The organism is Escherichia sp. R1 (genome assembly GCF_003000935.1).
Lineage (GTDB): Bacteria > Pseudomonadota > Gammaproteobacteria > Enterobacterales > Enterobacteriaceae > Escherichia > Escherichia coli.
This window is the reverse complement of the sequence record NZ_PSRU01000006.1, coordinates 86,769-109,835: the sequence shown is the minus strand read 5'-3', so window position 1 is coordinate 109,835 and position 23,067 is coordinate 86,769. Positions and strand designations below refer to the sequence as shown.

General features: G+C 50.5%; 25 protein-coding genes and 3 pseudogenes. 13 read left to right on the top strand and 15 right to left on the bottom strand.

The annotated features are described in order from the left end of the window. Positions 1-125: 125 nt before the first annotated feature. Complete coding sequence (gene ribE, locus C4F37_RS09450) at positions 126-767, top strand: riboflavin synthase (protein WP_000493948.1); 642 nt, start codon at positions 126-128, stop codon at positions 765-767. A gap of 39 nt (positions 768-806) precedes the next feature. Here the strand turns inward: ribE and cfa are convergent, their stop codons facing one another. Together cfa and punC are read right to left on the bottom strand one after the other, a co-directional pair. After that, entirely contained in the window at positions 807-1,955 is a 1,149-nt protein-coding gene (gene cfa / locus C4F37_RS09445; RefSeq protein ID WP_000098896.1) for a cyclopropane fatty acyl phospholipid synthase, read from the bottom strand. Between the two features lie 290 nt (positions 1,956-2,245). After that, a complete protein-coding gene (gene punC, locus C4F37_RS09440; RefSeq protein ID WP_001182336.1) occupies positions 2,246-3,457 on the bottom strand; it encodes a purine nucleoside transporter PunC in 1,212 nt (403 codons plus the stop codon). A 112-nt stretch (positions 3,458-3,569) separates the two neighbouring features. Here punC and punR point away from each other — a divergent pair, with 112 nt between their 5' ends. Continuing rightward, entirely contained in the window at positions 3,570-4,502 is a 933-nt protein-coding gene (punR, locus tag C4F37_RS09435) for a DNA-binding transcriptional activator PunR (RefSeq protein ID WP_001538795.1), read from the top strand. Here punR and purR read toward each other — a convergent pair. Next, entirely contained in the window at positions 4,499-5,524 is a 1,026-nt protein-coding gene (gene purR, locus C4F37_RS09430) for an HTH-type transcriptional repressor PurR (protein WP_000190982.1), read from the bottom strand. The genes punR and purR overlap by 4 nt on opposite strands. Positions 5,525-5,822: 298 nt before the next feature. Here purR and cydH point away from each other — a divergent pair, with 298 nt between their 5' ends. After that, positions 5,823-5,912: a cytochrome bd-I accessory subunit CydH gene (gene cydH / locus C4F37_RS09420; protein WP_000102278.1), complete on the top strand. Its 90-nt coding sequence runs from the start codon at positions 5,823-5,825 to the stop codon at positions 5,910-5,912. A gap of 165 nt (positions 5,913-6,077) precedes the next feature. Next, on the top strand, positions 6,078-7,247 hold the full coding sequence (locus C4F37_RS09415; RefSeq protein ID WP_000701050.1) for an MFS transporter: 1,170 nt from the start codon (positions 6,078-6,080) through the stop codon (positions 7,245-7,247). Between the two features lie 145 nt (positions 7,248-7,392). On the opposite strand, the gene sodB is transcribed toward C4F37_RS09415, so the two are convergent. Further along, a complete protein-coding gene (gene sodB, locus C4F37_RS09410; RefSeq protein WP_000007283.1) occupies positions 7,393-7,974 on the bottom strand; it encodes a superoxide dismutase [Fe] in 582 nt (193 codons plus the stop codon). Between the two features lie 127 nt (positions 7,975-8,101). Then, complete coding sequence (gene mepH, locus C4F37_RS09405) at positions 8,102-8,917, bottom strand: peptidoglycan DD-endopeptidase MepH (protein WP_000101199.1); 816 nt, start codon at positions 8,915-8,917, stop codon at positions 8,102-8,104. Between the two features lie 334 nt (positions 8,918-9,251). On the opposite strand from mepH, the gene grxD reads away from it, so the two are divergent. Further along, a complete protein-coding gene (grxD, locus tag C4F37_RS09400) occupies positions 9,252-9,599 on the top strand; it encodes a monothiol glutaredoxin 4 (protein ID WP_000108172.1) in 348 nt (115 codons plus the stop codon). A 50-nt stretch (positions 9,600-9,649) separates the two neighbouring features. On the opposite strand, the pseudogene C4F37_RS28390 reads toward grxD, so the two are convergent. From C4F37_RS28390 to nemR, 6 genes and pseudogenes are all read right to left on the bottom strand, one after another. Continuing rightward, positions 9,650-9,775, bottom strand: a pseudogene (locus tag C4F37_RS28390) (ATP-dependent helicase); the annotation flags it as partial. Next, positions 9,768-9,878, bottom strand: a pseudogene (locus C4F37_RS28250) (endonuclease); the annotation flags it as partial. The pseudogenes C4F37_RS28250 and C4F37_RS28390, both read right to left, overlap by 8 nt. Before the next feature lie 92 nt (positions 9,879-9,970). Further along, complete coding sequence (gene rnt / locus C4F37_RS09385) at positions 9,971-10,618, bottom strand: ribonuclease T (protein WP_001282280.1); 648 nt, start codon at positions 10,616-10,618, stop codon at positions 9,971-9,973. 102 nt (positions 10,619-10,720) lie between these two features. Then, on the bottom strand, positions 10,721-11,128 hold the full coding sequence (gene gloA / locus C4F37_RS09380) for a lactoylglutathione lyase (RefSeq protein WP_001237802.1): 408 nt from the start codon (positions 11,126-11,128) through the stop codon (positions 10,721-10,723). A gap of 80 nt (positions 11,129-11,208) precedes the next feature. Next, a complete protein-coding gene (gene nemA, locus C4F37_RS09375) occupies positions 11,209-12,306 on the bottom strand; it encodes an N-ethylmaleimide reductase (protein WP_000093605.1) in 1,098 nt (365 codons plus the stop codon). A gap of 36 nt (positions 12,307-12,342) precedes the next feature. Continuing rightward, a complete protein-coding gene (nemR, locus tag C4F37_RS09370; RefSeq protein ID WP_001032936.1) occupies positions 12,343-12,942 on the bottom strand; it encodes a DNA-binding transcriptional regulator NemR in 600 nt (199 codons plus the stop codon). 102 nt (positions 12,943-13,044) lie between these two features. On the opposite strand from nemR, the gene C4F37_RS09365 reads away from it, so the two are divergent. The 3 genes and pseudogenes from C4F37_RS09365 to sodC all read left to right on the top strand — a co-directional run bounded on the left by C4F37_RS09365 (position 13,045) and on the right by sodC (position 14,835). Next, a complete protein-coding gene (locus C4F37_RS09365; RefSeq protein WP_001527080.1) occupies positions 13,045-13,284 on the top strand; it encodes a DUF1289 domain-containing protein in 240 nt (79 codons plus the stop codon). A gap of 48 nt (positions 13,285-13,332) precedes the next feature. Continuing rightward, a pseudogene (locus C4F37_RS09360) lies at positions 13,333-14,233 on the top strand (aldo/keto reductase). 80 nt (positions 14,234-14,313) lie between these two features. Further along, a complete protein-coding gene (gene sodC, locus C4F37_RS09355; RefSeq protein WP_001298528.1) occupies positions 14,314-14,835 on the top strand; it encodes a superoxide dismutase [Cu-Zn] SodC in 522 nt (173 codons plus the stop codon). Between the two features lie 8 nt (positions 14,836-14,843). On the opposite strand, the gene C4F37_RS09350 is transcribed toward sodC, so the two are convergent. The 3 genes from C4F37_RS09350 to C4F37_RS09340 are packed head-to-tail and all read right to left on the bottom strand — an operon-like array spanning position 14,844 to position 17,952. Beyond that, positions 14,844-16,856, bottom strand: coding sequence for an FUSC family protein (locus C4F37_RS09350; protein WP_001538794.1), 2,013 nt, complete (start codon positions 16,854-16,856; stop codon positions 14,844-14,846). After that, the gene (locus C4F37_RS09345) at positions 16,856-17,713 is read right to left on the bottom strand and encodes an efflux RND transporter periplasmic adaptor subunit (protein ID WP_001556971.1); all 858 of its coding nucleotides are present in this window, start codon (positions 17,711-17,713) and stop codon (positions 16,856-16,858) included. Before C4F37_RS09345 ends, C4F37_RS09350 begins: the two co-directional genes overlap by 1 nt. 2 nt (positions 17,714-17,715) lie before the next feature. Further along, the gene (locus tag C4F37_RS09340) at positions 17,716-17,952 is read right to left on the bottom strand and encodes a DUF1656 domain-containing protein (RefSeq protein ID WP_000670994.1); all 237 of its coding nucleotides are present in this window, start codon (positions 17,950-17,952) and stop codon (positions 17,716-17,718) included. A gap of 200 nt (positions 17,953-18,152) precedes the next feature. On the opposite strand from C4F37_RS09340, the gene slyA reads away from it, so the two are divergent. Continuing rightward, complete coding sequence (gene slyA, locus C4F37_RS09335) at positions 18,153-18,587, top strand: transcriptional regulator SlyA (protein WP_000445640.1); 435 nt, start codon at positions 18,153-18,155, stop codon at positions 18,585-18,587. A gap of 46 nt (positions 18,588-18,633) precedes the next feature. Here slyA and slyB read toward each other — a convergent pair whose 3' ends face one another. Beyond that, positions 18,634-19,101 carry an outer membrane lipoprotein SlyB gene (gene slyB, locus C4F37_RS09330; protein ID WP_000597201.1) on the bottom strand — a complete coding sequence of 156 codons (468 nt, stop codon included), beginning with the start codon at positions 19,099-19,101 and terminating at the stop codon, positions 18,634-18,636. A 273-nt stretch (positions 19,102-19,374) separates the two neighbouring features. Between slyB and anmK the strand changes: the two genes are divergently transcribed. The 4 genes from anmK (at position 19,375) to tyrS (ending at position 23,029) form a co-directional block, all read left to right on the top strand. Next, entirely contained in the window at positions 19,375-20,484 is a 1,110-nt protein-coding gene (anmK, locus tag C4F37_RS09325; protein ID WP_001538792.1) for an anhydro-N-acetylmuramic acid kinase, read from the top strand. A gap of 103 nt (positions 20,485-20,587) precedes the next feature. Beyond that, the gene (gene mliC / locus C4F37_RS09320; protein WP_000734948.1) at positions 20,588-20,911 is read left to right on the top strand and encodes a C-type lysozyme inhibitor; all 324 of its coding nucleotides are present in this window, start codon (positions 20,588-20,590) and stop codon (positions 20,909-20,911) included. 58 nt (positions 20,912-20,969) lie between these two features. After that, entirely contained in the window at positions 20,970-21,626 is a 657-nt protein-coding gene (gene pdxH / locus C4F37_RS09315) for a pyridoxamine 5'-phosphate oxidase (RefSeq protein ID WP_001282319.1), read from the top strand. 128 nt (positions 21,627-21,754) lie between these two features. Beyond that, the gene (tyrS, locus tag C4F37_RS09310; RefSeq protein WP_001295400.1) at positions 21,755-23,029 is read left to right on the top strand and encodes a tyrosine--tRNA ligase; all 1,275 of its coding nucleotides are present in this window, start codon (positions 21,755-21,757) and stop codon (positions 23,027-23,029) included. Positions 23,030-23,067 lie beyond the last annotated feature (38 nt).

Below are 23,067 nucleotides of genomic sequence, written 5' to 3'. Positions count from 1 at the left end.
TGTAGCGAGGATTTATTAATTCTCCAGTGAAAAAATAGTCATTCTTACCCCTTCACTGGTAAGGGCGTTTGCCACCTGCTATTGTGCTGAACAGAATGTCTTAACTGATTTCAGGAGTTGTAAGTATGTTTACGGGGATTGTACAGGGCACCGCAAAACTGGTGTCGATTGACGAAAAACCAAATTTTCGCACGCATGTGGTGGAGTTACCCGACCACATGCTGGACGGTCTGGAAACCGGTGCTTCCGTGGCGCATAACGGTTGTTGCCTGACCGTGACGGAAATTAACGGCAACCATGTCAGTTTTGACCTGATGAAAGAAACGTTACGCATTACTAATCTTGGCGATTTAAAAGTGGGGGATTGGGTAAACGTTGAGCGTGCGGCGAAATTCAGCGATGAAATTGGCGGACACTTAATGTCAGGTCATATTATGACCACCGCTGAAGTGGCGAAAATATTAACCTCGGAAAATAATCGTCAGATCTGGTTTAAAGTCCAGGATAGTCAGTTGATGAAATATATCCTGTACAAAGGATTTATTGGCATCGACGGTATTAGCCTGACCGTCGGCGAAGTCACGCCAACGCGTTTTTGCGTCCATTTAATTCCGGAAACACTCGAACGCACGACTCTTGGGAAGAAAAAACTCGGCGCACGCGTCAACATTGAAATCGATCCACAAACTCAGGCAGTGGTAGATACGGTAGAACGTGTACTGGCGGCACGAGAAAATGCCATGAATCAACCAGGTACACAAGCCTGATCTGAAATCGCCCCCGGAGAGGGGGCGATAGAATAGCCTTTAGCGAGCGACTCGAAGGCCGTTTTCAACACCGCGTGAGAACACGACCTGCCAGAGCTGAATATCACGGGCGCGGAAAGCACCTGCACAGGCATTCAGATAATAGGTAAACATCCGTTTAAAGCGTTCACTGTAGTTATCCGCAATTTCTGGCCATGCGGCGAGGAATCGTTCATACCACGCCATCAACGTAGTATCGTAATCAGCACCGAAGTTATGCCAGTCTTCCATCACAAAGTGGGGTTCGCTGGACTGAGCAATCTGGCGTACAGAGGGCAGGCAACCGTTCGGAAAAATATATTTATTAATCCAGGGATCAACATTCAGATCGGTTTTTTTCGAACCGATGGTATGGAGCAGGAATATACCTTCCGGTTTCAAATTACGATCCACCACCGCAAAATAGGTATCGTAATTTTTCGGTCCGACGTGTTCGAACATCCCCACAGAAACAATACGGTCAAACTGGTCGTTCAGGTCACGATAATCTTGCAGCAAAATGGTGACATCCAGGCCTTCACAGCGTTCCTGAGCCATTTTTTGCTGTTCGGCAGAAATGGTGACGCCGACCACGCTTACGTCATAATTAGACGCCATGTAGTGCGCCAGTCCACCCCAGCCACAGCCAATATCCAGTACGCGCATCCCTGGTTTTAACTGCAATTTTTCACAAATCATTTTGAGCTTCGCCTGCTGGGCAGATTCCAGATTATCGGCATCTTTCCAGTAAGCACAGGAATATTGCATGAAGGGATCAAGCATGCGGCTGAACAAGTCATTACCCAAATCGTAATGCTCTTTGCCGACTATCCAGGCACGTTTTTTACTCTGCAGATTGAAGAGACGAGCGCCGGCAATACGCAGCGTGTCTTTGAAATGATGGGGGAGTTGGTTCTCGAGACCTGCGCGTAAGACTTTGCTAAAAAACATATCCAGTCGGTCACATTCCCACCAGCCATCCATATAACTTTCGCCTAACCCCAACGATCCTTCCTGCAGGACGCGTTTAAAAAAATCGGGGTTTTTGACACGAATATCCGCCGGGGCAGAACCGTTAATGGCTATACCGGCACGGCTAAGTAATTCGTTGGCGATACGGTACCAGTTGTCATCCGGTACACTGACTTCTTCTATACACGATGAACTCATAGTTTCTCCATCACTGGTCGGTGATCAGAACCTTAAAACAGCGTAGACGCTTTTTGGGCTTTGTGAGAAATCTCGCAGAAAAAACCGCGAGTCTATAATCCGACGTAGAACAGAGGGAAAGGAGGAACCCTTGCCGAAATGACCATCCATAGTGAGTCGGGAACGATCCTGTCCCCGTAATAACATAATATTTATCGTAGTTTTAACAACTCGAAATTAGTATAGGCCGCTAATTTCAATCATACAACAAAATTTTGTTAGCAGCCTAAGTATAAGTATATCGATATAGATCAGTGTGATTCGCTATGAGCGACTTCGGCATTGCCATGATTCTGGCAGCCAACTTCTTCACAACGTTGCATCATGTAACCCAGAGCGACCAGCACTACTGTTGATAACATCACGCTGGTGGTGGTGAGCAATGGCGTACTGATACTGATAAGCCAGGAAACTACCAGACTTGCGAGGAAGCACAGACCCAGTTGCAGAGTGTTCTGCAACGCTGCGGCGCGACCGGTTGCATGTGGGAAGGGACGCAGCGCCTGGGCAACAACAATCGGGTAGATCGCGCCGTTGGCAATCGCCATCACACAGAATGGGATCAGGATTTCGACCAGCGACACATGGCTAATGAAGCCCGCAGCCCAGGTCGCAATGACGCTGACAGCAAACAGTACCAGCAACCACGGTAATAACTGCTTGCCTTGCCATTTCTGCAGCGCGGCGCGACAGCCATAACCACCAATCAGAAACGCGATAGTTTGCGGGACGTAACTTAAACCAATAACTGCCGGACTGTAACCCATTTCACTAAGGATGAACGGTGAACCGGTCAGCCATGCAAAAAAACTGGCTGAACAGGCCGCGTATATCAGCACGTTGCCGCGATAGGTTTTAGAACGTAGCAGGTCGGTAAAGGTCAGACCATCCTGACTATTGTTACGGGCCTTCGTCGTGGGTTTGAGCCAGAAAATAGGCAGAATCAGCACCACGGTAATGGCAAACAGGGTGGCGAAAATCGCCTGCCAGGAAAAATGGACCAGCAGCCAGCTTCCTAACAGAGGAGCCAGTGCCGGAGACAGACCCACCAGCGGCATGATGGTCGCAAAAATACGGTTAACTTTCTGTGAAGGATAATAATCTGTCACTAATGCTTGCCAGATAACCGCCGCGGCGCAGACACCCACAGCCTGTACAAAACGCAATATCAGCAGCGTGGCGGCGTTTTCTACCCACAGCATCCCCAGACTACCTAACGCAAAAATTGTCAGGCCGATGAATAACACCGGTTTACGACCGTAACGGTCGGAGAGTGGCCCCCACAGAAGCTGGGCTGCGGCAAAACCGGCAAGGAACAGACTAAGGCTGGCACTGACAGCAGACGCAGGCGTTTGCAGGTCGGCTTGTATGGCGGCGAAAGCAGGCAGATACATATCGGTTGCCAGAAAACCGAGTACGCTCAAACCTGCCAGCCAGACTAAAAATCTTTTCCCAGGTTGCATGTATATTCTCTAAATCTCTCAATTAAACACCGCCGCAAAGTGTAGGGAGTGAAATTAGTGTTGTGAAACGGTAATATTTGATGATTGGTTTCAAAAATTTTGCAGGCAGACTATGTGGTCAGAATATTCTCTGGAAGTTGTTGATGCGGTAGCGCGTAATGGTAGTTTTAGCGCCGCGGCCCAGGAGTTGCATCGCGTTCCTTCTGCGGTCAGCTATACCGTGCGTCAGCTGGAAGAGTGGCTGGCGGTGCCGCTTTTTGAACGACGTCACCGTGATGTGGAACTGACCGCTGCCGGGGCGTGGTTTCTCAAAGAAGGACGCTCTGTTGTCAAAAAAATGCAGATCACCCGCCAGCAATGTCAGCAGATAGCGAACGGCTGGCGCGGTCAGTTAGCTATCGCAGTGGATAATATTGTCAGGCCAGAGCGAACACGGCAGATGATCGTTGATTTTTATCGCCATTTTGATGATGTCGAACTTCTTGTCTTTCAGGAAGTGTTCAACGGTGTCTGGGATGCACTTTCCGACGGGCGCGTGGAACTGGCGATTGGCGCAACACGCGCGATTCCGGTAGGCGGTCGTTATTCCTTCCGGGATATGGGGATGTTAAGCTGGAGTTGCGTTGTTGCCAGCCACCACCCGCTGGCGTTGATGGATGGCCCGTTCAGCGATGATACGTTGCGCAACTGGCCGTCATTGGTGCGCGAAGACACCTCGCGAACGCTACCTAAACGTATTACCTGGTTGCTGGATAACCAAAAAAGACTTGTCGTGCCTGACTGGGAATCATCGGCAACCTGTATCTCGGCAGGATTATGCATAGGGATGGTGCCAACACATTTCGCCAAACCGTGGCTTAATGAGGGGAAGTGGGTAGCACTAGAACTGGAAAACCCCTTCCCGGATTCGGCATGTTGTCTGACATGGCAGCAAAATGATATGTCGCCTGCGTTAACCTGGTTGCTTGAGTATCTCGGCGATAGTGAGACGCTGAATAAGGAGTGGCTGCGGGAGCCGGAAGAGACTCCCGCAACGGGTGATTAACGACGATAGTCGCGGAACGGGCCGTCAGCCACGGAGCGGCGTTCAATCAAGCGCGGATGCACTTCAATGGACTGCGGTTCTTCGCGTTTATTGACGATACGATCCAACAGCATGTTGAACGCCGTTTCGCCCAGCGAATCTTTTGGCTGATGGATCGTGGTCAGCGCTGGCGTAAAATAGCGGGCGTTGCGCACGTTATCATAACCGATCAGCGAAACATCCTGCGGCACGCGCAGACCCATTTCATCAGCAGCACAAAGTGCGCCCATTGCCATGATATCGCCACCACAGAAGACGGCAGTAGGGCGATGCGGCTGCGACAGTATTTGCTGCATGGCGCGATAACCGGATTCAGGTTCAAAATCACCCTGTACAATCCAGCTTTCCGGCACCTTGATCATCGCTTCTTCCATCGCCTTCATAAAACCGGCAAGGCGGCCTGCGCCGGTGTTACGTTCCAGCGGGCCAGGGATAACGCCGATTTCGCGGTGACCGCGTTCAATCAGATAACGCCCGGCCATGTAACCGCCTTCGAACGCGTTATCAATGACCGCATCGGTGAAGTCAGCTTTTGCTTCACCCCAGTCCATCACCACCATTGGGATATGGCGATACTCTTCCAGCATCGCCAGCAACGGCTCTGGGTACTCAGAACACATCACCAGCAGACCATCGACGCGTTTTTGCGCCATCATCGACAGATAAGCCCGCTGTTTCTCAAGATTGTTCCACGCATTGCCCAGAATCAGGGTGTAACCTTTCTGGAAGCAATTTTTTTCGACCGCTTCAATGATCTCGGCAAAATAGGCCGCTTCGCTGCTGGTCGCCAGCAAACCGATAGACTTGGTGTGGTTAACCTTCAGGCTACGCGCCACCGCGCTAGGGGAGTAGTGTAATTCTTTGATTGCTGCCCACACGGCATTGCGCGTTTCTTCAGCGACGAAACGTGTTTTGTTGATCACGTGTGACACAGTTGTAGTGGAAACGTTTGCTCGTTTCGCTACATCTTTTATTGTTGCCATTCCATTTCACTCCAGACCCTAACTTCAGCTCCTGCAAATTCGCAAGGTAAACGTTTGCCTTTACACACCTTACGCACAACAAAAATGTTGCGGTACGCCGGAAAAACGACACGGAGCGTCAGGAAGGGGTCAATGGCCAGTACGCAAATAATGTAAGCGTGGAATTTTGGCCGATCTTGACGAAAAGGGGAAGTAGTAAAAACACTTATCATTATAAATGACGGGAGATTTTTTCATCACAGTGTGTAAAAATGCGTAATATCACTTTTTGTGTGGTAATAAAAAAGGAGAAAACTTGATGAGCACCGACCTTAAATTTTCACTGGTAACAACGATTATCGTCCTCGGTTTGATCGTGGCCGTGGGTTTGACTGCCGCGCTGCACTGATTTCCTCTCGAGGGAGCGCCTTCTCCCTCGCATCTCCTTCCTGTTTGTTAGCAAAATGGCAAAAGTGTTTTCTCTTTTTGTTATTTTCATTTTTTTGTGATTACTGTCATGCTTTCGCCACTTTAATGAATATCGCGTAATGACGCTAAGAGGTGGAGATAAGGCATGAAAATTAACTATCCGTTGCTGGCGCTGGCGATTGGCGCGTTTGGTATCGGGACAACGGAGTTCTCGCCAATGGGCTTGTTGCCCGTCATTGCGCGCGGTGTGGATGTCTCGATTCCCGCTGCCGGAATGTTAATCAGTGCTTATGCAGTTGGCGTAATGGTTGGCGCGCCGCTGATGACGCTTCTACTTTCTCATCGTGCCCGCCGCAGTGCGTTGATTTTCCTGATGGCGATTTTCACGCTTGGCAACGTACTTTCCGCCATCGCGCCGGATTATATGACCCTGATGCTTTCACGCATTTTGACCAGCCTGAATCACGGGGCATTTTTTGGTTTGGGTTCAGTCGTGGCCGCAAGCGTAGTGCCAAAACATAAACAGGCTAGCGCAGTTGCCACTATGTTTATGGGGTTAACCCTGGCAAATATCGGTGGCGTGCCGGCGGCGACCTGGTTGGGCGAAACCATCGGCTGGCGGATGTCATTTCTGGCAACAGCGGGGCTGGGCGTGATTTCAATGGTAAGTCTGTTCTTCTCATTACCTAAAGGTGGCGCAGGGGCGCGACCTGAAGTGAAAAAAGAGCTGGCGGTATTAATGCGTCCGCAGGTGCTGTCTGCATTGCTGACGACGGTACTGGGCGCTGGTGCAATGTTTACCCTCTACACCTATATCTCTCCGGTACTGCAAAGTATTACCCACGTAACGCCGGTGTTCGTCACGGCAATGCTGGTGCTGATTGGTGTCGGATTTTCTATCGGTAACTATCTCGGCGGCAAACTGGCAGATCGTTCAGTTAACGGCACGTTGAAAGGCTTTTTGTTGTTGCTGATGGTGATTATGCTGGTAATCCCGTTCCTGGCCCGCAATGAGTTCGGCGCAGCTATGAGCATGGTAGTGTGGGGAGCTGCAACCTTTGCGGTCGTACCGCCGTTACAGATGCGCGTGATGCGTGTCGCCAGTGAAGCGCCAGGTCTGTCTTCATCAGTCAATATTGGTGCCTTTAATCTTGGAAATGCGCTGGGAGCAGCTGCTGGTGGTGCGGTAATTTCCGCTGGGCTGGGATACAGTTTTGTGCCGGTGATGGGGGCGATTGTCGCGGGACTGGCATTATTGCTGGTGTTTATGTCAGTCAGAAAACAACCTGAAACAGTTTGCGTTGCCAACAGCTAATTAAACAAAAACGCAGAAGGATAACCTTCTGCGTTACAGTTGCTGGCAACGTGCGATTTATCTTGCCGAATGCGCTGTTAACGCCTCATCCGTGTTGGCATGGCGCGCGAAGCGCATCAGGTAATGTTGCATTTGCCATCAGTTATTATGCAGCGAGATTTTTCGCCACGAATTCCCAGTTCACCAGCGCCCAGAAGTGCTCCAGATAGCCAGGACGTGCATTGCGATAGTCGATGTAATAAGCGTGTTCCCAGACATCAACGGTCAGCAGCGGAGTCGCATCGGTGGTCAGTGGAGTACCCGCGTTAGAGGTTGAAACGATAGCCAGTTTGCCATCGCTGTTTTTCACCAGCCAGGTCCAGCCAGAACCAAAGTTTTTGATCGCTGCATCAGTAAACTGAGCTTTGAAATCGGCAAAGCTGCCAAAAGATGCGGCGATAGCTTCAGCGACTTTTCCAGTCGGTTCGCCACCCGCGTTCGGTGCCAGGCAGTTCCAGTAGAAAGTATGGTTCCAGACCTGAGCTGCGTTGTTGAATACGCCACCTTCAGAGCTGCGAATAATCTCTTCCAGTGATTTACCTTCAAACGCGGTACCTTTGATCAGGTTGTTCAGGTTAGTGACATAAGTCTGATGATGCTTGCCGTAGTGATACTCGATGGTTTCCGCAGAAATGTGCGGTGCCAGAGCATCTTTAGCATATGGTAGTGCAGGTAATTCGAATGACATTGCTACTCTCCTTTATTATTAATTTGCATACGTACAATAGCCTTATTGTGCGTATGGATAGGGTAGCAAATTAAAAGGTGAGACAAAAGATGAACTTACCCTGTTGCCGTAACAACAGGGTAAAGTTTTAGCGAAGTGTTTTTGGGGTCATTACCCGGCGAGCGCCAACATAGTGGCGCTGCCAGTAGTCTTCACTGAGAGAAGTGATTTGAATTTCCTGACCCGTACGCGGTGACTGAATAAATTTGCCGTTGCCGACATACACGCCGACATGATCGGCTGTACCGCGTCCCTGAGTACGGAAGAAGACCAGGTCGCCGTTTTTCAGTTCACTACGTTCGATTGGCGCTGCATCGCGCAGGTGATACATTTCATTCGCCGTACGCGGAATACGAATTTTCACCAAATCTTTATAAGCGTAATAAACCAGACCGCTGCAATCAAAACCGGTACGCGGTGAACTGCCACCCCAACGATATGGCTTACCAATTTGCTGCATCAGTTTATTCATTGCCACTTTCGTGGCTTTTTGCACCTTCGCTTTGTGCGCGTCGGCAAGGGTTCCTGACGCGGCATTTTTGACTTTCACACAATGCGATTTATAGCCCTTACGTTTGGTACACTTTTCGGTAAAGTTGGCTGAGGCCGTTTTATTGACGGTGTGTTTGCTGCGAGTTTTGGCGTTTTTAGAAGCGGTAATGGAAGATTTTTTAACGGAAGAAGCGGTTTTGCTTTTGGTCGTACTTTTACTGGCGGCTTTTTTCGCTGTTTTCTGGGTCTTTTTGGTGGTTGCCGTGCTTTTCTTTTTATCTGCTTTTTTGGTGATATGAGTAGTAGCAGAACTCTCCCTGGCTTGCTTTGAAGCATGGGCCATAGGCGTTAAAGGCAGGGTGGTAAAAAGTAAAGCACAGAGCGTGATCGAAATACGGTTTATCCGCGCCACTGAGCGTCCCTCTGTTAAGGCAGGTCTATCATGCCTGCGTCTGATTTACAAAACTTGATGATTCTAATGCATAGAAGAAGAGAAAGTTAATAGCTTTTATTGTTAAAAAATACGTTTCGTCGGCGAGCGCAAAAAAATGCAGCAGTGAAAGCTAAAAATGGTTATAAATACGCCAGTTTGCCGTGCATCAGGGAAGAAACGAATATTTGAAATGCAACAAATAGAGCAAAGGGATAAAATAGCAAAAGCGTGATGAAAATGTTATTTTCCGATGCCGCACTGACCCGCTACAATGTCAGATTACTGCCGTAAAGAAGTTTGAGGAAGCAAGACAATGAGCACCACTATCGAAAAAATCCAACGCCAGATTGCTGAAAACCCGATCCTGCTGTACATGAAAGGTTCACCGAAACTGCCGAGCTGCGGTTTCTCTGCCCAGGCAGTCCAGGCGCTTGCCGCATGTGGCGAACGTTTTGCCTATGTTGATATTCTGCAGAATCCGGACATTCGTGCGGAACTGCCGAAATATGCGAACTGGCCGACCTTCCCGCAACTGTGGGTTGACGGCGAGCTGGTGGGCGGTTGTGATATCGTGATCGAAATGTATCAGCGTGGTGAACTGCAGCAGCTGATCAAAGAAACTGCCGCTAAATACAAGTCTGAAGAGCCGGACGCGGAATAATCCGTCCTGCAATACTGACGGATGCGAACGGGCATCCGTCAGTCCTTTCTCTATCCCCAATCCAGCCCTTGTGGCGAACTTGAAAATCCCGCCTCACGTAACCGCGTAAACATCGGCGTTTGCCGGACCGGTAGGTCATTCACTTCTGTTAGCGTAAAGCGCAGCCGTGGTTCGCGACTGGACAGCTGTCGGCTGTTTAAAGGCGCGAAGAAACCAGTCGCGGGTCGCCGGTGAAAACACGTCCGGCAGGGGCGATGAAGGGTTTGGATTATTTGCCATTAACGCTATTCCCCGTGAATATCATGCATGATGCGTGGAATAGCCTCACTATAGATGCCTGAATCATTGCATGTCATCAGGCATCGACTCGATTACACCTCTGCGGCGGCAGGTAGTGGCCAGCCTCCCAGACGTTTCCAGCGGTTGACGATTTCACAAAACAGCACAGCAGTGCGTTCGGTGTCGTACAGCGCGGAGTGCGCCTGGGTGCTGTCGAAGTCCATGCCAGCTGTCTGGCAAGCCTTTGACAATACGGTTTGTCCGAGTGCCAGCCCGGCCAGTGCAGCAGTGTCAAAAGTGGCGAAAGGGTGGAACGGGTTACGTTTCAGTGAGGCGCGTTCTGCGGCGGCCATCATAAAGCTGTGATCGAAATTGGCGTTGTGTGCCACCATAATGGCGCGGTTACAACCGCTCGCTTTAATACCTTTACGTACAACTTTAAAAATTTCGTGCAGCGCCTCGTACTCGCTGACCGCGCCGCGATCGGGATCGTTTGGGTCAATGCCGTTGAAGGCAAGGGCCTCTGGTTGCAAATTTGCGCCGACAAATGGTTCGACGTGGAAATGTAATGTGGTGTCCGGCATCAGCCAGCCTTGTTCATCCATTTTCAGGGTGATGGCGGCAATCTCAAGCAGCGCATCGGTTTTGGCGTTAAATCCGGCTGTTTCAACATCGATCACAACAGGATAAAAACCACGAAAACGGTCGCACAGACCGGTAAGTTGAGCGTTATCGGACATCTGATTCTCTTAATACGGATAAATTGCAGCGCGCATTATGACAAATATTGCTTGTCGATGCAGTAAAGATGCGGGCGCGATGAGTTCACGCCCGGCAGGAGATTAGTTGCCCAGACCGCGACCGGCGTCTTTCTCTTCGATTAATTCAATTTTGTAACCGTCCGGATCTTCCACAAATGCGATAACCGTAGTACCGCCTTTTACCGGACCCGCTTCACGGGTCACGTTACCCCCGTTTTGACGGATTTTTTCGCACGCTTCAGCGGCGTTATCTACGCTAAGCGCGATGTGACCATAAGCAGTGCCGAGTTCGTATTTATCCACGCCCCAGTTGTAGGTCAGTTCAATCACTGCTTCTTCGGTTTCCGGGCCGTAACCAACAAACGCCAGTGAGTATTTGTATTCCGGGTTTTCGCTGGTACGCAGCAGTTTCATGCCCAGCACGTTGGTATAAAAATCGATGGAGCGTTGCAGATCGCCAACGCGCAGCATGGTATGAAGAAGACGCATCTTTATATCCTCAAAATGGCTAACAGATTCAAAAAGTTGTTTTAGTATAGCGGCGGCTTTGCGCCGCTCGCAATGTTGGATTACAGCGTCGGGTAATCAGTGTAACCTTCAGCACCGCCACCATAAAAACTTTCGGCACGCTGCGGGTTAAGCTCAGCTTTGCGCTGCAAGCGGGCGACCAGATCCGGGTTCGCAATCCAGTCACGACCAAATGCTACCGCATCAATTAACCCTTTGCCGATCAGCGTTTCAGCTTTTTCTACTGTGTATGCACCTGCGCCGATAATCGGACCGTGGAAACGGGCGCGTACTTTTTCGCGAAACGCATCAGTATATGGTTCACCTCCCGCCCAATCTGGTTCTGACATATGAAGATAAGCAATGCCGCGTTTACCCAGTTGTTCAATCAGATACAGTGCATCGGCTTCTTCATTCGGGCCGTTATCCGTGTTCTGGAAAGTACCGATTGGCGAAATGCGAATGCCAATGCGATCGGCACCCCATTCTTCAATCCCGGCATCGACCACTTCCAGCACCAGACGCGCGCGATTTTCCACGCTGCCGCCGTACTGATCGGTACGATGGTTTGAAGAAGGGGAAAGGAACTGATGCAGCAAATAACCGTGAGCAGAGTGGAGCTCTACCAGATCAAAACCGGCTTCACGCGCGTTAGCAATGGCCTGACGGAAATCATTGACGATACCCGGAATCTCTCCCAATTCAAGCGCACGCGGCATGGATGTTTCAACACGGATCGCCTGACCATTTTCATCGCGCAGAGAAGTACGTGTTCCCGCGCTAAGTGCTGAAGGCGCTACCGGTGCCTGACCGCCAGGTTGCAGGCTGGCGTGAGAAATGCGTCCGGTGTGCCACAGCTGTACGGCCATATGACCATTTTCAGCATGAACGCCAGCGGTAATTTTTTTCCATGCGGCAATTTGTTCCGGGCTATGGATGCCAGGTGCACCTGCGTATCCTTTTGCCTGGGCAGAAATTTGCGTGGCTTCGCTAATAATCAAACCGGCGCTGGCACGTTGGCGATAGTATTCCGCCATCAACGGGGTAGGGATGTCACCCGGTTCGATACTGCGCAGACGCGTCAGCGGTGCCATAAAAATACGATTTGCCGCCGTGATCGCGCCCACTTTCAGTGGGGAATACAGTTTTTCAGATGACATAAAGGCTCCCGGTCGTCTGGTGATAAAAAATGCCTGCTAAACGGCAGGCGTCGCAATAATGTTTTTTACATGGGCCAGCGCGTTTTCCAGTGGCTCGAAACTGCGCGAAATTTTGGCCTGCAGATTCGCGCCAAGCCACAGTGCGTAAAGCACTTGTGCCTGTTGCAGCGGTTCGCCACAAAAGGTTAAACAATGGTTCTCACGGCCATTTTCCAGCGCCTGAGAGAGCAGGGCGATCACGCCGCGAGCCCCTTTATCCATTGCGCTGCGCATATCTTCTGACAGATCGCACACTTCGGCAGAGAGTTTTACTGTCAGGCAACCACTGATGGTTCCATGTTGGCAAAACTGGTTCAGTGTTTGCTGGTAATAAGCCAGTATGCGGTCGCGGTAGTTACCTTCGCCGGATTGCAGCAACTCAGTCAGTCGCTGGTGATATGCGGCGTAATGGCGCTCAAGCATAGCAACGCCAAACGCTTCTTTAGAACGAAAGTAGTGATAGAAGGACCCTTTCGGCACTTCAGCGGTTTTTAGGAGTTCGCTTAGCCCCATCCCGGTGAATCCACGTTGCAGGCAAAGTTGCTCGCCCGTCGCCAGGAGATGTTCGCGAGTATCATGTTCGGTGTGTTTGTTCATGCGTTGGAGTGTAGTAGACCAGTCGGTCTAGTGCAAGCAAAGTTGCTACTTTGGACATTAACAGCTTCAATAATGGTAATAATCTTATCTGAGGAGGGCGAGGTGACGGAGCAATTAGAGTTCTTTCCCGTCCAGAGCCCGTGCCGGGGAATTTGCCAGTCTGACGAACGGGGATTTTGTCGCGGCTGTTTTCGTAGCCGGGATGAGCGTTTTAACTGGAATAAGATGAGCGATGGCGAAAAACAAGAAGTGTTGCGCCTTTGTCGGCAGCGATTAATGCGCAAATTACGTGTAAATAAGTCAGCGCCATCAGACGAACCGGAGCAACCATCACTCTTTTGAGCCTAATCTTGCGTATACTCCTCTCATATCTGATAAGAGGAAGCAATTATGGTTCAGCGTATTACTATTGCGCCGCAAGGCCCGGAGTTTTCCCGTTTTGTGATGGGCTACTGGCGATTGATGGACTGGAATATGTCCGCCCGCCAGTTGGTCAGTTTTATTGAAGAGCATCTGGATCTCGGCGTGACCACCGTGGACCATGCTGATATTTATGGTGGCTATCAGTGCGAAGCGGCGTTTGGCGAGGCGCTGAAACTGGCACCTCACCTGCGTGAACGGATGGAAATCGTCAGTAAATGCGGTATCGCGACGACCGCGTGTGAAGAAAACGTCATTGGCCATTACATCACTGACCGCGATCACATCATTAAGAGCGCCGAACAGTCGCTAATTAATCTCGCGACCGATCATCTGGATCTGCTGTTAATCCACCGACCAGACCCGTTAATGGATGCCGATGAAGTGGCGGACGCCTTTAAACATCTGCATCAGAGCGGCAAAGTGCGTCATTTTGGTGTATCAAACTTTACACCTGCGCAATTTGCGCTGTTGCAATCACGCCTGCCATTTACTCTTGCCACTAATCAGGTGGAAATATCCCCGGTGCATCAGCCGTTACTGCTGGATGGCACGCTCGACCAACTGCAACAACTGCGTATTCGTCCGATGGCGTGGTCCTGCCTTGGTGGTGGTCGTCTGTTTAATGATGATTATTTCCAGCCGCTGCGTGATGAACTAACTGGCTGTGGTGGCAGAGGAGTTAAACGCGGGCTCGATTGAACAGGTAGTTTACGCCTGGGTACTACGTTTACCGTCGCAGCCGCTGCCAATTATCGGCTCAGGTAAAATTGAGCGCGTACGGGCAGCAGTCGAAGCAGAAACACTGAAAATGACCCGTCAACAATGGTTCCGTATCCGTAAAGCGGCACTAGGTTACGACGTACCGTAAGCACTTTTAGGAATAGCTGCCGTTCAAAAATGTGTCACTGGTTTACACTTATTCAGGAATGCACAATGAACGGAGGTCCTATGAAACGTTTTAGTCTGGCCATTCTGGCGCTGGTTGTTGCGACCGGCGCACAAGCTGCCAGTGAAAAAGTCGAGATGAACCTCGTCACGTCGCAAGGGGTTGGGCAGTCAATTGGTAGCGTCACCATTACTGAAACCGATAAAGGTCTGGAGTTTTCGCCCGATCTGAAAGCATTACCTCCCGGTGAACATGGCTTCCATATTCATGCCAAAGGAAGCTGCCAGCCAGCCACCAAAGATGGCAAAGCCAGCGCCGCAGAATCCGCAGGCGGGCATCTTGATCCACAAAATACCGGTAAACATGAAGGGCCAGAAGGTGCCGGGCATTTAGGCGATCTGCCTGCACTGGTAGTCAATAATGACGGCAAGGCGACCGATGCCGTCATCGCGCCTCGTCTGAAATCACTGGATGAAGTCAAAGACAAAGCGCTGATGGTCCACGTTGGCGGCGATAATATGTCCGATCAACCCAAACCGCTGGGCGGTGGCGGTGAACGCTATGCCTGTGGTGTAATTAAGTAATTAAGTAATTAAGAAGCCAGCGTACCTTGCGGCGGTGCTTGCTCAAGTTGCGAAAGCGAGCAGTACAGCCGCCAGACAATTGCCGCCAGCTCTCGGGCGGCAGGTTGATGATGACGGGCAAGGCTGTCGCAAATCCGCTGTAATTCTTCAAGTGTGGCCGCCAGTGATTTTTGCTGAACGCCACGCTCACTCATCACTCCCCGCAACAGTGAAATACAGTTATCCCGTACTCGCGATAACGGATCGGAACGCGATTCCCAGTCGCGCAATTGCCAGACAACATGAGAACAGTTCAGCAACACTACACCCCAGCGTAATAACCAACGGCGAGCCAGCGCATCCTGGCTGTTACTCAACTGACTGACGTGATGATAAGTGAGCGATTCAAATTCGCTTTCACTCAGTGTTGGATGGCGGCTTAGTTGATCGACAAAATCCCGGCGCAGCGCGCGAATATGGCGGCGGCTTTTACGAGCATCCGATCCTGGACGCAGAATGGCGAACGCTAACCACGCCAACGCGACGCCAACAATTTTTGCCAGATTATCGTTAAGAAAATCAGCAAAATCATACACCGGGGGATTAGTGACAGCGATAAACGAACCCATAAAAACAATCAGTTGCCCCCACAGTGCGGCAAATTTGGACATCTGCAATTTAAGAAGCTGCATCGTCGCCAGCAGTGGAAAGAGAAACAGTAAAAATTGCCACAGATCGCTAATCTGCACCATCAGGCCAAATTTGACCACAAAGCTGAATAGCGAAAGTAACACCAGCGTGCGCATCAGCAGTGACAACGACTTAAACGGTGCCGCGACGGCGGAGTAGAGTACGCAGCTAATTGCTGCCAGCGTTAAAGCATTGGCACCGGCATCCCATTGCGAAGCAATACTCCATGCGCCAATCATCATTAACGTACAAAATGTACGCAGCCCGCTCCACATAGCTTCGGCGTTATCGGTATGACGAGCCAGGCCGGATGTCCGTGGGAGTCTGGCATGATCATCTACACCGCTTTGCAGACGATGTAATTCCTGACTACTTTGCAGATAAAGGCGGCAAAAATAACGTAGTCGCTGCCAGAAGGCGACGTGCCGGTAGTCGGCGACGTTGGTCGGGCGTAGCGGGGAGATAATACGTGCGACGGTGTAAACATCTGTTTGCGAACTGGCGAGCGCCGTCAGCAGCTGTTCGAGAATTTCTCGCGTGGCATCTGGCGGTGAGGGCCAGTTGAGCAACATACGTCGCAGGCTGGAGATGACACTGGTCATACGTAATTGCTGGTGGAGTAGCGCATTAAGGCGCGCGTTTTGCTGGCGAAAACGATAGTGGCTCCAGAAAGCCTGGATACGCAGCAAATTCATGGTCAGTATCTGCCCAATCACCCCTTCATGTGCTGCACGAATGGCATCGGTTGTTTCAGGCCGCCAGAGTAAACTGGCATGTTCCAGTAATCGGGCGTGCATGTTTTTCAATGCGGTTAAAAGGGCTGTAGCATCGGAACTGCTCGGCAGGATCATCATCATCATGCCGCCGCACAAAATACCGACTATCACCTCGCAAACACGCGCCTGAGCGATATCCCACAGCTGGCTGGCCTCAGTAATATTAACCATCGGAAAGGCGATGATGGCAGCCGTGTAGCCCGCCAGTTGAAATGCATACGCGACGTTATTCGTGAAGTGCGCACAGGCCCAGGTACAAAAGCCAAGCCACGCCGACATGCTCAATAGAAAAAACCACGGCTCATTGAGCGTATGTCCGGCAAGAAGCAGTGCCGCAATGGCTCCGAGCAAACTGCCAGCGATGCGTCCGAGGCTTTTGCTGATGACACCGCCAACGGTGGGAAAGCTAACCACCGCAGCCGAGGTCATCGCCCAATAGGGCTCATCAAGATTCAAATAATAGGCAACCGTCAGCGCCAGACACATGGCAATGGTATTGCGTAACGCATAACGCCATTGCGCCAGCGTGGCCCTGAACCAGGGCAAATTGCGCAAGGACCATGACGATGCGTTCATTATTGACCTACGGCAATGCTACAGGTGGTGCCCGACACCAGCGTGACATCGCCTGGGACTTTATCCAGCGTAAAGCGGACGGGAACGCGTTGGGCGAGGCGAACCCAGGGGACGTTAGGTTTCACATCCGGAATAAGGCTTGAGTCACTTTCAACGCTCTGATCATAAATCGCCCGACCGATACTGGACACGTGACCCTGTAACGTTTTGTTATCACTATAGAGGGTAATTTGTGCTGGTGCACCTTCGCGGATATGGCGCAACTTGGTTTCTTCAAAATAACCAATGACGTAAAACGAGTGGCTGTCAACAAGGGCAAACAGCGGTTTCCCGGTGTCAGCGTAGTCGCCGATGCGGGTAGTGAGATTAGTCACCCATCCACTCACCGGGGCGCGAATTTCCGTTTGTGCCAGTTGCCATTGTGCCTGTTTCAGCGTCGCCTGTGCGGCATCAACGCTGGCCTGCATCGCTTTAACATTGAGGTTAGCGGTATCGAGTTCTTCGGCAGAAATAAAATTTTGTGAGAGATGACGACGACGATTCGCTTCGTTATTGGCTTTTGCGAGGCCAGATTGCGCTTTCGCCAGCTGAGCCTGTGCGTTCAGCTCGGCGATCTGAAAGGGCGTTTTATCGATCGTGAGCAGAAGATCCCCCGCGTTAACCAGCTGGTTGTCTTTTATATTCAGCTCAACAATACGTCCCGACACCTGTGGGGTGATAGAAACCTGTTCTGCGCGTATTTTCCCGTCGCGTGTCCACGGAGATTGCATGTAAAAATTCCACAGCCACCATCCGGCAAGAACCGCAACTACCGCTACAATGATTGTTGAGAAATACTTAATTGTTTTAATTGACATAGTTACCACGCAATCAGTATTGCCAGAGCAAGGCAAACGCAAATCGCAAACAGCGATAAATCCATTAACAAGGGATGCCAGATGTCACCGGCGTAGATCCAGCCTCGAAGCAGGCGGTGTATGACAAGCCAGATGACGAATCCAAATGCGAATGCTTTGAAAAACGGAGGAAAGTAGACGGACGCACCGAACACCAGATCTTGTAAGGGCAATCCTGTTGCATTGAGCATAAACTTCACAAAGTAGATTCCTTTACGACAGAATATATTGCGTTAGATTAATAAATATTCTTTAAGTGCGAAAAATTTACGCGCAATTTCTGAAAAATATGTCTGACGGTAACCAAATGCAGCAATACATTTGTTTTAGCAATACAATTGCTGCACACTATTCTAAAAGCCGCATAATATCTTAGCAAGCTAATTATAAGGAGATGAAATTGGAATCGCCACTAGGTTCTGATCTGGCACGGTTGGTGCGCATATGGCGTGCTCTGATAGACCATCGCCTGAAACCGCTGGAGTTAACACAAACCCATTGGGTTACGTTACACAATATCCATCAGTTACCTCCAGACCAGTCGCAAATTCAACTGGCAAAAGCGATTGGCATCGAGCAGCCATCACTGGTCCGTACGCTGGACCAACTGGAAGAAAAAGGGTTAATTTCGCGTCAAACTTGTGCCAGCGATCGTCGGGCTAAACGTATTAAACTGACGGAAAAGGCAGAGCCACTGATCAGCGAAATGGAAGCTGTTATTAACAAAACCCGCGCGGAAATTTTACATGGCATCTCCGCAGAGGAACTGGAACAACTGATTAAGCTCATCGCAAAACTTGAGCATAATATCATTGAGTTACAGGCCAAAGGGTGAAATGAAGGGGGCGTGTGGTCAGTAACCTGACCACACGCAAACTTATTTAGCGCGGGGAAACGGTCACCTGACTGCCATTGCTGGCCAGTACGACACGTTGGCCTGGAGAGAAATGAGTGTTCCCTTGTTTCTGTACCACCATGATGGTGTTGCCATCATCTTTACGAATTTCCAGCTCGACACCCTGCGTTTTGTTCATTGCACTCTGTACGCCCTGACCGGCTACACCACCTGCAACAGCCCCTGCTGCAGTAGCCAGAGAACGCCCGGTTCCGCCGCCAATAGTATTTCCCAGGAAACCACCAAGTACAGCACCACCAATTGCGCCGATAACGTTGGAATCATCACCGCCCTGAATCTGTACCTGACGTACATTAACGATGGTGCCATAGCTGACATTCTGTACTTGTTTCGCTTCAGAAGCGGTATAAACATCCCCTGACAGGGTGTCGTTATTAACACAACCGACAAGAGACAGACCTACCATTGAAACAACCAATACGCGTTTAATCATTGAAAAATCTCCTGTTCACCATGAAACGCCACGCAAGCATCCCTCATGGTCAAAGTATATGGCATATGTGAATCCATGGTTACATGTTCTACCAAATATGAGCAAATCATAATGAAAGTAGGATCAACCAATTATAAACAAAATATTCATGATGATTATTGATTTGAAGATAATGTTTTACTACCAACGGTAAAAATTGGTCATTCCGCATGGTATTCACGAAAAGTTTATGTTTGAGTGGTGCGCAAACGTCAGATTGAAAAAGGATGAACTATGAAATCGGGCCGCTTTATTGGCGTTATGTCAGGCACCAGCCTTGATGGTGTTGATGTTGTGTTGGCGACAATTGATGAACACCGGGTCGCACAGCTGGCAAGTTTGAGCTGGCCGATCCCGGTGTCTCTGAAACAGGCTGTACTGGATATTTGCCAGGGCCAGCAGCTTACACTTTCGCAGTTTGGACAGCTTGATACTCAACTCGGGCGACTTTTTGCTGATGCGGTCAATGCCTTGCTTAAGGAACAAAACCTGCAGGCGAGAGATATCGTTGCGATCGGCTGTCACGGTCAAACCGTCTGGCACGAACCGACGGGCGTGGCACCACACACTTTACAGATTGGCGATAACAATCAAATTGTGGCGCGCACCGGAATTACGGTTGTCGGTGATTTTCGCCGTCGCGATATTGCCTTGGGAGGACAAGGTGCACCGCTGGTACCTGCGTTCCATCATGCGCTGCTGGCTCACCCAACCGAGCGACGAATGGTGCTCAATATTGGCGGCATCGCCAATCTGTCACTGCTCATTCCTGGCCAGCCGGTTGGGGGCTACGATACCGGTCCTGGTAACATGCTGATGGATGCCTGGATCTGGCGTCAGGCCGGTAAACCTTACGATAAAGATGCCGAGTGGGCACGGGCGGGTAAAGTTATTCTCCCACTGCTGCAAAATATGCTCAGCGACCCATATTTCTCGCAACCCGCACCGAAAAGCACCGGACGCGAATACTTTAACTACGGCTGGCTGGAGCGCCATTTGCGCCATTTTCCGGGGGTTGATCCCCGTGATGTGCAGGCCACAGTGGCAGAACTCACCGCCGTGACCATTTCTGAACAAGTTTTGTTGAGCGGTGGCTGCGAACGATTGATGGTATGTGGTGGAGGTAGTCGTAATCCGCTACTCATGGCGCGTCTGGCGGCATTACTGCCAGGCACAGAAGTCACCACCACCGATGCCGTTGGCATTAGTGGCGATGACATGGAAGCATTGGCGTTCGCCTGGCTTGCCTGGCGAACGCTGGCGGGATTATCAGGAAATCTGCCTTCCGTCACTGGCGCAAGCCAGGAGACGGTACTGGGGGCTATTTTCCCCGCTAACCCGTGATATCAGAGTTAACTGAATTTTTCTTACCGCGTCTGCCGTTACACTTGGAACGTTAGGGAGGGCGTATTGCCCTCCAGACCAGGAAAGTCTTCGGGATATTTCTATGAAAAAACTGTTACTGATCTGTTTGCCGGTGCTTCTCACCGGCTGTAGCGCGTTCAATCAACTGGTTGAGCGCATGCAAACCGATACGCTGGAATACCAGTGTGATGAAAAACCGTTGACGGTCAAACTGAATAATCCGCGCCAGGAAGTCAGTTTTGTTTACGATAATCAACTACTGCATCTCAAACAGGGCATTTCAGCGTCTGGTGCACGTTACACCGACGGAATCTATGTTTTCTGGTCGAAAGGCGAGGAAGCGACTGTCTATAAACGCGACCGCATCGTCTTGAATAACTGTCAGTTACAAAATCCGCAGCGTTGAGATTTTTCCAGGGGCGGCGCACAATAGCGTCACCCACTGACAATCCGTAAAGAAAACCATGTCTGATAACGACGAATTGCAGCAAATCGCGCATCTGCGCCGTGAATACACCAAAGGCGGGTTACGCCGCCGCGATCTACCCGCCGATCCATTAACCCTTTTTGAACGTTGGCTCTCTCAGGCTTGTGAAGCCAAACTGGCTGACCCTACCGCGATGGTGGTCGCTACCGTGGATGAACATGGTCAGCCTTATCAGCGCATCGTTTTACTCAAACATTACGACGAAAAAGGCATGGTGTTTTACACCAACCTCGGCAGCCGTAAAGCACATCAAATCGAAAATAATCCGCGCGTTAGCCTGCTGTTCCCGTGGCATACCCTTGAACGCCAGGTGATGGTGATCGGTAAAGCGGAACGACTTTCGACTCTCGAAGTGATGAAATATTTTCATAGCCGCCCGCGTGATAGCCAGATTGGTGCATGGGTTTCGAAGCAGTCCAGTCGCATTTCTGCCCGCGGTATCCTTGAAAGTAAATTTCTGGAGCTGAAGCAGAAGTTTCAACAGGGCGAAGTGCCATTGCCCAGTTTTTGGGGCGGTTTTCGCGTCAGCCTTGAACAGATTGAGTTCTGGCAGGGCGGTGAGCATCGCCTGCATGACCGCTTTTTGTACCAGCGTGAAAATGATGCGTGGAAGATTGATCGTCTTGCACCCTGAAAAGATGCAAAAATCTTGCTTTAATCGCTGGTACTCCTGATTCTGGCACTTTATTCTATGTCTCTTTCGCATCTGGCGAAAAGTCGTGTACCGGCAAAGGTGCAGTCGTTATATACATGGAGATTTTGATGGCAAGCAGTAACTTGATTAAACAATTGCAAGAGCGGGGGCTGGTAGCCCAGGTGACGGACGAGGAAGCGTTAGCAGAGCGACTGGCGCAAGGCCCGATCGCGCTCTATTGCGGCTTCGATCCTACCGCTGACAGCTTGCATTTGGGGCATCTTGTTCCATTGTTATGCCTGAAACGCTTCCAGCAGGCGGGCCACAAGCCGGTTGCGCTGGTAGGCGGCGCGACGGGTCTGATTGGCGACCCGAGCTTCAAAGCTGCCGAGCGTAAGCTGAACACTGAAGAAACTGTTCAGGAGTGGGTGGACAAAATCCGCAAGCAGGTTGCCCCGTTCCTCGATTTCGACTGTGGAGAAAACTCTGCTATCGCGGCGAACAACTATGACTGGTTCGGCAATATGAATGTGCTGACCTTCCTGCGCGATATTGGCAAACACTTCTCCGTTAACCAGATGATCAACAAAGAAGCGGTTAAGCAGCGTCTCAACCGTGAAGATCAGGGGATTTCGTTCACTGAGTTTTCCTACAACCTGTTGCAGGGTTATGACTTCGCCTGTCTGAACAAACAGTACGGTGTGGTGCTGCAAATCGGTGGTTCTGACCAGTGGGGTAACATCACTTCTGGTATCGACCTGACCCGTCGTCTGCATCAGAATCAGGTGTTTGGCTTGACCGTTCCGCTGATCACCAAAGCAGACGGCACCAAATTTGGTAAAACTGAAGGCGGCGCAGTCTGGTTGGATCCGAAGAAAACCAGCCCGTACAAATTCTACCAGTTCTGGATCAACACTGCGGATGCCGACGTTTACCGCTTCCTGAAATTCTTCACCTTCATGAGCATTGAAGAGATCAACGCCCTGGAAGAAGAAGATAAAAACAGCGGTAAAGCACCGCGCGCCCAGTATGTGCTTGCAGAACAGGTGACACGTCTGGTGCATGGTGAAGAAGGTTTGCAGGCGGCAAAACGTATTACCGAATGCCTGTTCAGCGGTTCCTTGAGTGCGCTGAGTGAAGCGGACTTCGAACAGCTGGCGCAGGACGGCGTACCGATGGTTGAGATGGAAAAGGGCGCAGACCTGATGCAGGCGCTGGTCGATTCTGAACTGCAACCTTCCCGTGGTCAGGCGCGTAAAACTATCGCCTCCAATGCCATCACCATTAACGGTGAAAAACAGTCCGATCCTGAATACTTCTTTAAAGAAGAAGATCGTCTGTTTGGTCGTTTTACCTTACTGCGTCGCGGCAAAAAGAATTACTGTCTGATTTGCTGGAAATAATGCATTAAGTGGAAAGGGGGAGTGAGAAATCACTCCCC

What these genes read in the sequence shown, in the direction of transcription:
- punR (WP_001538795.1), top strand. Translation starts at nt 3,570, where the DNA reads ATGTGGTCAGAATATTCTCTGGAAGTTGTTGATGCGGTAGCGCGTAAT.
- mliC (WP_000734948.1), top strand. Translation starts at nt 20,588, where the DNA reads ATGAAAAAACTGTTACTGATCTGTTTGCCGGTGCTTCTCACCGGCTGT.
- ribE (WP_000493948.1), top strand. Translation starts at nt 126, where the DNA reads ATGTTTACGGGGATTGTACAGGGCACCGCAAAACTGGTGTCGATTGAC.
- gloA (WP_001237802.1), bottom strand. Translation starts at nt 11,128, where the DNA reads ATGCGTCTTCTTCATACCATGCTGCGCGTTGGCGATCTGCAACGCTCC.
- pdxH (WP_001282319.1), top strand. Translation starts at nt 20,970, where the DNA reads ATGTCTGATAACGACGAATTGCAGCAAATCGCGCATCTGCGCCGTGAA.
- cydH (WP_000102278.1), top strand. Translation starts at nt 5,823, where the DNA reads ATGAGCACCGACCTTAAATTTTCACTGGTAACAACGATTATCGTCCTC.
- grxD (WP_000108172.1), top strand. Translation starts at nt 9,252, where the DNA reads ATGAGCACCACTATCGAAAAAATCCAACGCCAGATTGCTGAAAACCCG.
- nemR (WP_001032936.1), bottom strand. Translation starts at nt 12,942, where the DNA reads ATGAACAAACACACCGAACATGATACTCGCGAACATCTCCTGGCGACG.
- nemA (WP_000093605.1), bottom strand. Translation starts at nt 12,306, where the DNA reads ATGTCATCTGAAAAACTGTATTCCCCACTGAAAGTGGGCGCGATCACG.
- sodB (WP_000007283.1), bottom strand. Translation starts at nt 7,974, where the DNA reads ATGTCATTCGAATTACCTGCACTACCATATGCTAAAGATGCTCTGGCA.
- tyrS (WP_001295400.1), top strand. Translation starts at nt 21,755, where the DNA reads ATGGCAAGCAGTAACTTGATTAAACAATTGCAAGAGCGGGGGCTGGTA.
- rnt (WP_001282280.1), bottom strand. Translation starts at nt 10,618, where the DNA reads ATGTCCGATAACGCTCAACTTACCGGTCTGTGCGACCGTTTTCGTGGT.
- anmK (WP_001538792.1), top strand. Translation starts at nt 19,375, where the DNA reads ATGAAATCGGGCCGCTTTATTGGCGTTATGTCAGGCACCAGCCTTGAT.
- purR (WP_000190982.1), bottom strand. Translation starts at nt 5,524, where the DNA reads ATGGCAACAATAAAAGATGTAGCGAAACGAGCAAACGTTTCCACTACA.
- C4F37_RS09350 (WP_001538794.1), bottom strand. Translation starts at nt 16,856, where the DNA reads ATGAACGCATCGTCATGGTCCTTGCGCAATTTGCCCTGGTTCAGGGCC.
- sodC (WP_001298528.1), top strand. Translation starts at nt 14,314, where the DNA reads ATGAAACGTTTTAGTCTGGCCATTCTGGCGCTGGTTGTTGCGACCGGC.
- slyB (WP_000597201.1), bottom strand. Translation starts at nt 19,101, where the DNA reads ATGATTAAACGCGTATTGGTTGTTTCAATGGTAGGTCTGTCTCTTGTC.
- punC (WP_001182336.1), bottom strand. Translation starts at nt 3,457, where the DNA reads ATGCAACCTGGGAAAAGATTTTTAGTCTGGCTGGCAGGTTTGAGCGTA.
- cfa (WP_000098896.1), bottom strand. Translation starts at nt 1,955, where the DNA reads ATGAGTTCATCGTGTATAGAAGAAGTCAGTGTACCGGATGACAACTGG.
- C4F37_RS09345 (WP_001556971.1), bottom strand. Translation starts at nt 17,713, where the DNA reads ATGTCAATTAAAACAATTAAGTATTTCTCAACAATCATTGTAGCGGTA.
- C4F37_RS09415 (WP_000701050.1), top strand. Translation starts at nt 6,078, where the DNA reads ATGAAAATTAACTATCCGTTGCTGGCGCTGGCGATTGGCGCGTTTGGT.